Here is an 11,226-nt window from a genome sequence, read left to right on the forward strand (position 1 = left end):
TATTTCATCGCGCAGAAATATGTCGAGGCGATCGGCAAGTTCGCGACCAGCCCCAATGCCAAGACCATCCTGTTCCCGGTCGAGGCTACCCAGCTGATGGGCACGCTCGGCGGGATCGGCGAACTCGCGAAGGATGCGCTCGGCGACCGGATGTCGCCGACCGCGGCAGCGCCAAAGCCCGAACCAAAGCGCGGGCCGTTCGAGCTGCCGAAGCCGTGAACCTCGATCCGGTCGGCGGTGCGGCGGGCGCGTGGCTGATCGCTGCGCTGGTACTCGGTATCGCCGAACTCGCGGCGCCGGGGGTGTTCCTGGTGTTCCTCGCGATCGCCGCGGCGATGACCGGCGTCGCGGTGCTGGTGCTTGCCGACCTGCCGCTGGCGGCGCAACTCGCGTCTTTCGCCGCCTGGAGTGCGGCGACGGTGATGATCGGGCGGCGCTGGTACAGCGACTATCCGGTCGCCGCGGCCGACCCCCTCCTCAACGACCGCGCGGCGCGGATGATCGGGCAGGTCGCCCGCGTGGAGGTGGTGACGACCAACGGCGAGGGCCGGGTGCGGGTTGGCGACGGTAGCTGGCCGGCGCGTGGGGCCGATCTCGTGGTCGGCGCCGATGTGCGGATCTTGGCGGTGTCGGACGGGGTGGTCGTGGTGGAGCCGGTGGTGCCTGGCCGCGATCGCGAGGGCTGAGTTCGCCGTTCGGCCGACGAATGCTCCCTTCACCACCACCCCGGCGGAGGCCGGGGCCCAGGTAGACAGGTGGCTGTGACGGAGGGCGTGCTCCGTTACCTCCGCCTTCCCACCTGGGCCCCGGCCTCCGCCGGGGTGGTGAAAACAAGGGTGGCGACCAGCGAAGAAGCGCCGCCACTCACCTCCCGGGCGCTAAGCCGCGCGAGCGACCACCGGCGCTGCCTGCCGAACACCCTCGTCGACATGATCCGCGAACTGCGCGAAGTTCTCCACGAACAGGCCGACCAGTTTCTTCGCCGTCGCGTCGTATTCGGCCTTGTCCGCCCAGGTCAGCCGCGGGTCGAGGATCGCGGCATCGACCCCCGGCACGCTCACCGGCACCTGGAAGCCGAAGTTCGGGTCGGTCCGGAACTCGACATGGTTGAGGCTGCCGTCGAGCGCGGCGTTGAGCAGCGCGCGGGTCGCCTTGATCGGCATGCGGTTGCCGATGCCGTATTTACCGCCGGTCCAGCCGGTGTTGACCAGCCAGCAGTCCACCCCGCCCTTCGCGATCCGCGCCTTCAGCAGATTGCCGTAGACCGAGGGATGCCGCGGCATGAAGGGCGCGCCGAAGCAGGTCGAGAAGGTGGCATCCGGCTCGGTCACGCCGATCTCGGTACCCGCGACCCGCGCGGTATAGCCGGACAGGAAATGGTACATCGCCTGGTCGGGCGTCAGCTTGGCGATCGGCGGCAGGACGCCGTACGCGTCCGCGGTCAGCATGACGATGTTGCGCGGCACCCCGCCCATATTTTCGTCGGAGGCGTTGGGGATGAAGTCGATCGGATAGGCGCCGCGGCTGTTCTCGGCCAGGCTGTTGTCGTTGAGGTCGAGCTGTCGCGTGACCGGATCCATCACCACATTCTCGAGTACGGTGCCGAAGCGCTTGGTGGTCGCGAAGATCTCCGGCTCGGCATCGGCGGACAGGCGGATCATCTTGGCGTAGCAACCGCCTTCGAAATTGAAGACCGCGGTGTCGGACCAGCCATGCTCGTCGTCGCCGATCAGGGTACGGCTGGCGTCGGCGCTGAGCGTCGTCTTGCCGGTGCCCGACAGCCCGAAGAACACCGCGGTCGATCCGTCCGCGCCCATGTTCGCGGAACAATGCATCGGCATCACGCCGGTCGGCGGCAGCAGATAGTTGAGCAGGCCGAACACCGACTTCTTCATCTCGCCCGCGTAGCGCGTGCCGCCGATCAGGATCAGCTTCTCGGTGAAGTTCACCGCGATTACGGTCTCGCTGCGGCAGCCGTGGCGCGCGGGATCGGCGCGGAAGCTCGGCAGGTCGATGATCGTGTATTCGGCGTCGAACGACTTCAGCTCATGCTCTTCGGGGCGCACCAGCATCGTGCGGATGAACAGATTGTGCCAGGCGAGTTCGGTGATGACCCGCACGCGGACGCGGTGCTCGGGCTGCGATCCGCCATAAAGGTCCTGGACGTAAAGGTCCTCCTTGTGGCGCAGCGCCGACATGAAGTCCGCCTTCAGCGCGGCAAACTGCGCGGGGTCGATCGACTTGTTCGACTTGCCCCACCAGACCGAATTCTCGGTCTCCGCATCGCGGACGATGAACTTGTCCTGCGCCGATCGCCCGGTATGCGCGCCCGTCTCGACGACAAGCGGTCCGTCCGCGGAGAGCTTGCCCTCGCCGCGCGCGACCGCGACTTCGACGAGCCGCGCCGTGGTGAGGTTCCAGTGGACATCGGCCCGCGTCTCGATCGACTGCGTTTCCAGGCCTCGTTCAGGTATCCGCTCGTTCATCATGCTTCCTTTCCCCAGGTACGTCGCGCTCTTTGGCGCATACGTTTGTAGGAAGCGCATAGGACAGCGGCGCCGCGCGGGTCAAACCATGCGTCGCCCGCGCGCGCTTGAGCCTGTCCCGCCTTTGCACTACCCCGTCGCGATGTTCCGCTGGGCTCCGCCGTACCGATGACCGCGACGATCGCGCTGGTCGACGACGACCGCAACATCCTGACCTCGGTATCGATCGCACTCCAGACCGAGGGGTTCGTGACGCGGGTCTATTCGGACGGCGACACCGCGTTGAAGGCGCTGATCGACAATCCGCCCGACCTCGCGATCTTCGACATCAAGATGCCGCGGATGGACGGGCTCGAACTGCTTCGCCGTTTGCGCGAGAAGAGCCAGATCCCGGTGATTTTCCTGACCAGCAAGGACGACGAGCTCGATGAGGCGCTCGGGCTCGCGATGGGCGCCGACGACTATATCGCCAAGCCATTTTCGCAGCGGCTGCTGATCGCACGAATCCGCGCAATCCTGCGCCGCGCCGAGGTCGTGCACGCGACCGAGGGCCAGGATGATGCCGAGGCGCTGGGGCCGATCGAGCGCGGCCGGCTGACGATGGACCCGGCGCGCCATCGCACCAGCTGGATGGGCGAGCCGGTGACGCTGACGGTGACCGAGTTCCTGATCCTGGAGACGCTCGCGCAACGTCCCGGCATCGTGAAGACCCGCAACCAGCTGATGGATGCGGCGTATCAGGACGACATCTACGTCGACGATCGCACGATCGACAGCCACATCAAGCGGCTCCGGCGCAAATTCCGTCAGGTCGATCCCGACTTCGACTCCATCGAAACCCTGTATGGCGCCGGTTATCGATTCGCAGAGGACTGACGGTCCCGATCTCGCGCTGCGCTGGTCGGGCCAGATCTCGCTCACGCGGCGGATCCTGGCGGTCAACATCATCGCGCTGCTGATGCTGGCGGGCGGGTTCTTCTACCTCGATTCGTACCGCAGCCGGATCGTAGACAGCCGCGTCGCGCAGGCGGGGCGCGAGGCGCGGCTGATCGGGGAAGCGATCGCGACGGTGGAGGGCGAGCGGCGCACCGCGCTCGCCCTGCGGCTCGCGGCCGACACCGGCGCGCGGCTGCGGCTGTTCGATGCCGCGGGCCGGACGATGCTCGACAGCCGCGCGCTGGGCCTGCGCAACGTCGTGCTCAGCGACCCCGACAAACAGGCATGGGACCAGTCCAGCGCCCGCTTCCTCGATGCGGTGATCGACACCGTGGTCGGCGCGCCGCGGCCGCCACTCTACCGCGAGCGCACCGACGGGCGGCGCTGGCCCGATGTCGCCGCTGTCCAATCAGGACAGCCGATCGCGGCGACCGTGTGGCGCGCGCCGGATCGGACGCCGGTGATCACCGCTGCCGCCTCGCTGGCGGATGGCGGCGTCGTCATGACCACGATCAACGCCCGCGACATCACCCAGACGGTGCGCATCGAACGCTTCCGGCTGAGCCTGGTGCTGTTGCTGGTCACGATCGTGTCGGTGCTGCTGTCGCTGTTCCTGGCGCGGACCATCGTCCGACCGCTCCGCCGCCTCGCGCGCGCCGCGATCCGCGTCCGCCTCGGCCGCGCGCGAGAGGTCGTGGTGCCTCGCCTGCCCTCGCGCCGCGACGAGATCGGCTCACTCGCGCGCGCTCTGTCGGACATGAGCCTGGCGCTCCGCGCACGGATCGACGCCACCGAAGCGTTCGCCGCGGACATCACCCACGAGATGAAGAACCCCCTCGCTTCGCTGCGCAGCGCGGTCGACGGGCTGGAGACGGTGAAGGACGAGGAACTACGCGCGCGTCTGCTCGCGATCGTGCGTGACGACGTTCACCGCATGGACCGGCTGATCACCGACATCTCCGAAGCCTCGCGGCTCGACGCGCAGCTCAGCCGCGCGAAGTTCGAGCCGGTCGATATGGCACGGATGATCATCGGACTGCTCGATCAGCGCCGCGCGCGCGGCATCGAGCGCGGTATCCGGCTGCATTTCGATTCCACCGCCGCGGAGGCACCGATCGTGCTCGGCGAGGGCGCACGGCTCGAACGCGTGTTCGAGAACCTGATCGACAACGCGCTGTCCTTCTCCCCCGACCGCGGCCTGATCGCGATCGCCGCCTTCGTCGAACAGGACGAGTTGGTGATCCGCGTCGACGACGAAGGGCCCGGCGTTCCCGAGGAGTCGCGCGAATCGATCTTCAGGCGCTTCCAGTCGGTTCGGCCGGAGGCGGAGGCGTTCGGCCAGCATTCCGGGCTGGGTCTCGCCATTGCGCGCACCATCGTCGAAGGGCATCAGGGGTCGATCGTCGTCGAGTCGCGCGAGGATCGGCTGAGCGGCGCGCGCTTCGTCGTCCGCCTGCCGCTCGCGGATCGCCGCTGACCCGCTCCAGACAGGATCCCATGCCGCTCATCTCGTCCGAAACCCTGCACGCCACCGCCGTCGCGATCGACGGTCGCGCGGTCCTGCTCGAAGGGCTCTCCGGGACCGGCAAGTCGGACTTGGCGCTGCGGCTGATCGATCGCGGCGCGACGCTGATCAGCGACGACTATACGTTGCTGGTGCGATCGGGCGAGGCGCTGCTCGCGCGCAATCCCGGCGCGATGGGGGGCCGGATCGAGGTTCGCGGGATCGGCATCCTCGCGCTGCCGCATGTCGCCGACGTGCCCGTCGGGCTGGTAGTGCGGCTGGGTGTCGAGACGATGCGGATGCCCGATCGGCGGGTACGGCGGATCGCGGGAGTGCCCGTACGCGAGGTAGCGTTCGACGCTTTCCACGCTTCGGCGGCGATCAAGGTTGAACTCGCGCTCCGCCAGCCCGTTGACACGCCATCGTGACCGGTGCGCGCAAAGAGATCCTGATCGTCACCGGCCTGTCGGGCGCGGGCAAGTCGACCGTGCTCAAGACGCTCGAGGATCTCGGTTGGGAGACGGTGGACAACCTCCCGCTGCGGCTGCTCGATCGCCTGCTCGATTCGCCCCTGCCCGCTGGTGCCGAGGGCGGCGAACACCCGCTCGCGATCGGCATCGGCGCACGCACCCGCGACTTCGATCCGGGGCGGATCATCGAGCGGATCAGCACGCTGCGCGAACGTCACGGCCACGACGTCGGCATGCTGTTCCTGGACTGTGCCGGCGGCGAGCTAGAACGCCGCTATTCCGAGACCCGGCGTCGGCATCCGCTGGCACTCGACCGACCAGCCGGGGACGGCATCGCCCGCGAACGCGAACTGCTAATGCCGCTGCGCGATTGGGCGAACCGGCTGATCGACACCACCAGCATGACCGCCAACGAACTCGCGCAACAGGTACGCGCGACCTTCGACGGTGCCGACGCGAACGCCCCCGTGCTGTCGGTGATGTCGTTCGGCTTCGCGCGCGGACTGCCGCGCAATGCCGACCTCGTGTTCGACATGCGCTTCCTGCGGAACCCGCATTGGGACCCGGTGCTGAGGCCCGGCACCGGCCTGGACCCCGATGTCGCCGCCTATGTCGCCGCCGACCCTGCCTATGAGGCTGCGTTGGCTCAGATCGAGACATTGCTGGCGTTGCTCGTCCCCCGCTATCGCGCGGAGGGGAAGGCCTATGTGACGATCGCGATCGGCTGTACCGGAGGGAGACATCGGTCGGTCCATGTCGCCGAACGGATCGGCGCACGGTTGCGCGCGGACGGTTTTTCGCCCACCATCAGTCATCGCGACCTGGGGGCCGCACCGCAGGACTCGCTCGAAGGGTCCCCGGCGAGCAAATGAGTGGTGAAGCGCCTGAGATGATTGGCCTCGTTCTGGTGACGCACGGACGCCTCGCGGAGGAGTTCGTGACCGCGATGGTGCACGTCGTCGGCCCGCAGGAGCGTGTCGCGACGATCGCGATCGGCCCCGACGACGATATGGAGGAACGCCGCGCGGACATCGCCGCCGCGATCCAGCAGGTCGATTCCGGGCGCGGCGTGATCGTCCTCACCGACCTGTTCGGCGGCACGCCCTCCAACCTCGCGATCTCGTTGATGCAGCGCGGGCAGGTAGAGGTGATCGCGGGCATGAACCTGCCGATGCTGATCCGGCTGGGCTCGGCGCGCAAGTCGATGACCGTGGTCGCGGCAGTCGCCGCCGCGCGCGAGGCGGGGCGCAAGTATATTTCCGTAGCGTCGGAAGTCCTTGGCGAGGCGGCCGCGTGAGCGAGGTCTCGCGCACCGTCACGGTCCCCAACAAGCGCGGCCTGCATGCGCGCGCCAGCGCCAAGTTCGTCACCCTCGCCTCCACCCAGCCTTGCGAGGTCGCAGTGACCAAGGCCGGCGCGGGCACGGTCACCGGCACCTCGATCATGGGGCTGATGATGCTCGGCGCGGCGATGGGCGACGAGATCACGATCAGCGCGAGCGGCGCGGGCGCCGGACTCGCGGTCACCGCGCTCTGCGACCTCGTCGAGGCCAAGTTCGGCGAGGACTGATGCCGCGCGAGATCACCGCCTATTCCAATCCCCTGATCAAGCAGGTCCGCGACCTTCGCGACAAGCGCCACCGCCGCGCCGCGCGCCAGTTCCTCGCCGAGGGGCTGCGCATCCTGACCGAGGCCAAGGACATGGGGCGCCTGCCGCGCCTGCTGTTCTACGCCGCGGCAAGCGCATCGCACGCGTTGGTCTGGGACCTGGTTCGCGCGGTGGAGGCGGCTGGCGGCGAGGTGATCGAGACCACGCCCGACATCCTCGCCAAGCTATCGGGCAAGGACAACCCGCAGACCGTCGTCGGCGTCTATGACGAGCTGACCACGACGCTGGAGGATCTCGATCGGTCGAGCGCGTCGATCTGGCTGGTCGCCGAACGGCTGCGCGATCCCGGCAATCTCGGTACCATCCTGCGCACCGGCGATGCGGTCGGCGCGGGCGGGCTGATCCTGATCGGCGAGTCGGTCGATCCGTTCTCGGTCGAGGCGGTCCGCGCCAGCATGGGCGCGTTGTTCACCGTGCCGGTGGTGAAGACGGAGTGGGCGCCGTTCCACGAATGGTTGCGAGGCGGACCGGGGCAGTTGGTCGGGCTGAGCCTGGACACCGAGGCCGATTATCGCAGCGCGCGGTACGCCGCGCCGACGTTCCTGCTGACGGGCAACGAAGCGCAGGGGATGCCCGCGGAATATGCGGCGGCGTGCGACCTGCTGGTCAAGATCCCGATGCTGGGGAAGGCGGACAGCCTTAATGCCGCAGTGGCGACGGCGGTGATGGCGTATGAGGTGCTGGCGCAAAGCCGGTAGCCGTGGAGCTGTTTGGATTGATGAAGCTCCGCGCTTCTCTCTCCCTCTGTCAACCCGGACCTGATCGGTGCTTATTCCGTTTCGAGAATTGCCGCTTGTGTCCCCGCGAAGGCGGGGACCCAGTACTGGGCTCCCGCCTTCGCGGGAGCACAAACAGGTCGCGTAGAGATCGCCAGCGCTAGCGAGCCGCCTCTCCGCCCTAGACCCACCCGCGAGAAGCGGAGGAGAGGCGTTCCCACGCCCCTCCCCCTCTCATTTTACGACGGCGCGCCCGGTGCCGACGGCGTCGAGCCGACCGTCACATAGGTCGACCACAGCTGCGCGATTCCGGCACGTGGCTCCGTCGTGACCGAGGCGAAGGCGGTCGTCGCGCCCGCCTTGTCGCCCGACCGCGCGAGCGCGATGCCGAGATGGGTGTTCACCTCGTCCGTGGCGACGCCGCCCTTGGTCAGCGCCGAGCGGTACAGCTCGATCGCCTTCGCGTAGTTGCCCTGGCCGAGATACGCATCGCCGACCTGCGAGGCGAGCTTGCCGTCCTTGGCCAATGCCGCCTTTTTCTCCTGGGCGGTCAGCGAGCCTTCCTCGCGGATCGCGGTCGCCGAATCGGTGGCGATCGCCTTGGCCGACGAGCTGGTCGCGGGCAGCTTGCCCGATGCCTGCCCCTCGCGGACCACCGCCTGCGCCTCGTACGGCAGACCGCGATCGTACACGCTCTGCGCATATTCCTCGTACAGCGCCTGGTCGGCCAGCGACCCCGATGCTCGCAGCAGGCGGAACAGATCGATCGACTGGCTCTTGTCGAGCTTGACGACGCTGGTCGGCTGCAAGCCGTAGGTGATCAGGATCGCGCGCCAATTGGCGGTCGTCGGATAGGCGGTGATATACTTCTTCAGCCACGTCATCGTCTGCGGCTTCAGCTGCTTCTGGTTCGCCTGGGCGATCGCGTAGCGGTAATAGGCCTCGGGCGCCTTGGTGCCCGCTGCTTCCTGCTTGTTCACCTCGGCCTCCAGATCGGTGAGACCGCCGGTAACGTCGCCCGACTGGAACTTGGTCTTGATCAGCTGCAGCTCGAATTCGGGATCGTTGTAGCCCGCAGCCTTCGCCTGCTGATAATATTGCGTCGCGACCTGGAACTGGCCCCCGATCGAGGCGAGCTGGCCGCGACGGTAGAGGTACTTGCCGCGATCCGCGGCCGGCGTATTCTTGGCCGCGATCAGCGCGTCGAGCGGCTTGGCGAGCGAAGTCTGGTCGAGCGGCGCCTTGGGGTTGGCGGCCTGCGCGGCGGCAAGCTTCTGGTTCTCGTAATCGTAGCGCAGCGCGGCGGCGATATACTTGTCGTCGTCGGTCGTCGCGAGCGTCTCGACCTGCACCAGGATCGGATCGGCGACCGCGAAGTTCTTCGCGGCGATCGCATCCTGCGCCGACTTGGCGATCGCGGCGACCGGCTTGCTGAGCTTCAGGCCGCCCTTCTGCTCGTCCTTCTTCTGCGCCACGGCGGGCGCCGCGACGGTCAGGCCGCCGACGCTGGTGGTCAGCAGCGCGGCAACCGCTAGCTTCGAGAGGATCTTCATACCGAGTATCTCCTGATGGGGCATCGCTGCCTAAACCTTCGCGCGGGCCCTAAAGCTCCCGATCACCACGTTCAAGCGATCCGCCGCACCGGCGTGCGATGTCCGACATGCGCTGAACAGCGATTGAACGGCCGCCGGTGCGCGGCTACCCGCCACCGATGATCGCCGTCATCTCACCCGCCAAGACGCTCGACTACGAGAGCCAGCTCCCCGCGATCGAGCCGACCCAGGCCCGCTTCGCCGACGAGGCACTGTCGCTCGCGCGGTCGGCGGCCAATCTTTCGCAGAAAAGGCTGCGCGAGTTGATGCACATCTCGCCCGCGCTCGCCAAGCTGAACGCCGGTCGGTTCGGCCACTTCGCGACGCAGCCCGAGCGCCCGGCGATGTTCGCCTTTGCGGGCGACGTCTATACCGGGCTCGACGCGGCGACGCTGGACGAGGCCGGGATCGACTATGCGCAGGACCATCTGCGGATGCTGTCCGGTCTCTACGGCCTGCTCCGCCCGCTCGACCTGATGCGTCCTTATCGGCTGGAGATGGGCACGCATTGGGCACCGCGGCGCAAGAAGCTGACCGACTGGTGGGGTAATCGCATCGCGGCGGCGCTGGTCGAGGATCTCGCCGCGGCGGGGTCCGATGTCGTGCTCAATCTGGCGAGCCAGGAATATTGGGCCGCGGTCGATGGCCGGCTGCCTGCGCATGTCCGCACCGTCGCGGTCGACTTCCGCGAGGGCGCCGATGCGCGGTTCGTCAGCTTCCACGCCAAACAGGCGCGCGGCATGATGGCGCGTTGGGTGATCGAGCACCGGATCGAGGATGTCGACGGGCTGCACGGCTTCGACACAGACGGCTATCGGTTCGATCCGGGCGCGAGTTCGGACGATCATTTGAGGTTCGTGCGATGACCACCAGCGCGGTCGTGATCGGCGCGTCGGGCGGGATCGGGCGAGCGCTCGCCGATGCGCTCGACGACGAGGGCACCGCCAGCCCGGTCTATCGATTCGCCCGCTCCGCGTCGGGAGCGGATCACATCGACGTGTCCGACGAGGCGACCATCGCTGCGGCGGCGGCGCGGGTCGCAGCGGGTGCCAAGCCGGCCCTGGTGATCGTCGCGACCGGCCTGCTCCACGAGGACGGCCGCGGCCCGGAGAAAGCCTTCGCCGAGCTCGACGCGGCATGGCTCGCGCGCCAATATGCGGTCAACGCGATCGGTCCGGCGCTGGTCGCCAAGCACTTCCTGCCGCTGATGCCGCGCGGCGACCGCAGCGTCTTCGCCGCGCTCTCCGCACGGATCGGCAGCATCGGCGATAACCGGCTCGGCGGCTGGTACGGCTACCGCGCTGCCAAGGCCGCGCTCAACCAGCTGATCCGCACCCTCGCGATCGAGGAACGCCGCCGCAACGATCGCTCGATCGTGGTCGGGCTGCATCCGGGTACGGTCGACACCGCGCTGTCGAAGCCGTTCCAGGCGAACGTCCGCCCCGGAACGCTGTTCACGCCCGATCGCGCGGCGATGCAGTTGCTCGACGTGATCGACGGGCTGAAGATGACGGACAGCGGCAAGGTCTTCGATCAAGAGGGCGTCGAGATCATCCCGTAGGGAGCAGGCATCGTGGTCGCCCGCTCTCCATCTACCCACCGTGTGTCCCCGCGAAGGCGGGGACCCAGTACTGGGCTCCCGCCTTCGCGGGAGCACAAATGGGGCGGTGCTCCTCGCCTCTATAGCCCCACCCGCGCGTGACATTCGCGTGACGAAGGCCTAGATAGAGCCCGTTCCCGTAACAACCTGAAAGCGTGAAACTTGGCCGACGAGACCCTGCTCGCCGAACCCTCCGACATTTCGACGATCTCGATCGTCGACGAGATGAAGTCGAGCTATCTCGACTATGCGAT

General features: G+C 67.8%; 12 protein-coding genes and 1 pseudogene. 11 read left to right on the plus strand and 2 right to left on the minus strand.

The features are described from left to right. Nucleotides 1–219 (plus strand): annotated as a pseudogene (locus ACFE77_RS14755) (SPFH/Band 7/PHB domain protein); the annotation flags it as partial. Beyond that, the gene (locus ACFE77_RS14760) at nucleotides 216–686 is read left to right on the plus strand and encodes an NfeD family protein (RefSeq protein ID WP_375422408.1); all 471 of its coding nucleotides are present in this window, start codon (nucleotides 216–218) and stop codon (nucleotides 684–686) included. The pseudogene ACFE77_RS14755 and the gene ACFE77_RS14760, both read left to right, overlap by 4 nt. Nucleotides 687–878: 192 nt before the next feature. On the opposite strand, the gene ACFE77_RS14765 is transcribed toward ACFE77_RS14760, so the two are convergent. Then, nucleotides 879–2,486, minus strand: coding sequence for a phosphoenolpyruvate carboxykinase (locus ACFE77_RS14765; protein ID WP_375422409.1), 1,608 nt, complete (start codon nucleotides 2,484–2,486; stop codon nucleotides 879–881). Between the two features lie 168 nt (nucleotides 2,487–2,654). On the opposite strand from ACFE77_RS14765, the gene ACFE77_RS14770 reads away from it, so the two are divergent. From ACFE77_RS14770 to ACFE77_RS14800, 7 genes are read left to right on the plus strand one after another with little or no spacing between them, the layout of a single operon-like run. Further along, nucleotides 2,655–3,362: a response regulator gene (locus tag ACFE77_RS14770; protein WP_375422410.1), complete on the plus strand. Its 708-nt coding sequence runs from the start codon at nucleotides 2,655–2,657 to the stop codon at nucleotides 3,360–3,362. Next, nucleotides 3,331–4,899 carry a stimulus-sensing domain-containing protein gene (locus tag ACFE77_RS14775; RefSeq protein ID WP_375422411.1) on the plus strand — a complete coding sequence of 523 codons (1,569 nt, stop codon included), beginning with the start codon at nucleotides 3,331–3,333 and terminating at the stop codon, nucleotides 4,897–4,899. The genes ACFE77_RS14770 and ACFE77_RS14775 overlap by 32 nt, the downstream gene beginning before the upstream one ends. A 20-nt stretch (nucleotides 4,900–4,919) precedes the next feature. Next, entirely contained in the window at nucleotides 4,920–5,354 is a 435-nt protein-coding gene (locus ACFE77_RS14780; protein WP_375422412.1) for an HPr kinase/phosphorylase, read from the plus strand. Further along, nucleotides 5,351–6,268 carry an RNase adapter RapZ gene (gene rapZ / locus ACFE77_RS14785; RefSeq protein ID WP_375422413.1) on the plus strand — a complete coding sequence of 306 codons (918 nt, stop codon included), beginning with the start codon at nucleotides 5,351–5,353 and terminating at the stop codon, nucleotides 6,266–6,268. The genes ACFE77_RS14780 and rapZ overlap by 4 nt, the downstream gene beginning before the upstream one ends. Nucleotides 6,269–6,285: 17 nt before the next feature. Next, nucleotides 6,286–6,693: a PTS sugar transporter subunit IIA gene (locus ACFE77_RS14790; RefSeq protein WP_375422414.1), complete on the plus strand. Its 408-nt coding sequence runs from the start codon at nucleotides 6,286–6,288 to the stop codon at nucleotides 6,691–6,693. After that, complete coding sequence (locus tag ACFE77_RS14795; RefSeq protein WP_375422415.1) at nucleotides 6,690–6,965, plus strand: HPr family phosphocarrier protein; 276 nt, start codon at nucleotides 6,690–6,692, stop codon at nucleotides 6,963–6,965. Before ACFE77_RS14790 ends, ACFE77_RS14795 begins: the two co-directional genes overlap by 4 nt. Then, a complete protein-coding gene (locus ACFE77_RS14800) occupies nucleotides 6,965–7,762 on the plus strand; it encodes a TrmH family RNA methyltransferase (protein ID WP_375422416.1) in 798 nt (265 codons plus the stop codon). The genes ACFE77_RS14795 and ACFE77_RS14800 overlap by 1 nt, the downstream gene beginning before the upstream one ends. Before the next feature lie 257 nt (nucleotides 7,763–8,019). Here ACFE77_RS14800 and ACFE77_RS14805 read toward each other — a convergent pair whose 3' ends face one another. Then, on the minus strand, nucleotides 8,020–9,333 hold the full coding sequence (locus tag ACFE77_RS14805) for a hypothetical protein (RefSeq protein WP_375422417.1): 1,314 nt from the start codon (nucleotides 9,331–9,333) through the stop codon (nucleotides 8,020–8,022). 158 nt (nucleotides 9,334–9,491) lie between these two features. On the opposite strand from ACFE77_RS14805, the gene yaaA reads away from it, so the two are divergent. Further along, complete coding sequence (gene yaaA, locus ACFE77_RS14810) at nucleotides 9,492–10,238, plus strand: peroxide stress protein YaaA (RefSeq protein ID WP_375422418.1); 747 nt, start codon at nucleotides 9,492–9,494, stop codon at nucleotides 10,236–10,238. Beyond that, nucleotides 10,235–10,933 carry an SDR family NAD(P)-dependent oxidoreductase gene (locus ACFE77_RS14815; RefSeq protein ID WP_375422419.1) on the plus strand — a complete coding sequence of 233 codons (699 nt, stop codon included), beginning with the start codon at nucleotides 10,235–10,237 and terminating at the stop codon, nucleotides 10,931–10,933. The genes yaaA and ACFE77_RS14815 overlap by 4 nt, the downstream gene beginning before the upstream one ends. Nucleotides 10,934–11,226: the final 293 nt, after the last annotated feature.

This window comes from uncultured Sphingomonas sp. (genome assembly GCF_964243315.1).
Lineage (GTDB): Bacteria > Pseudomonadota > Alphaproteobacteria > Sphingomonadales > Sphingomonadaceae > Sphingomonas.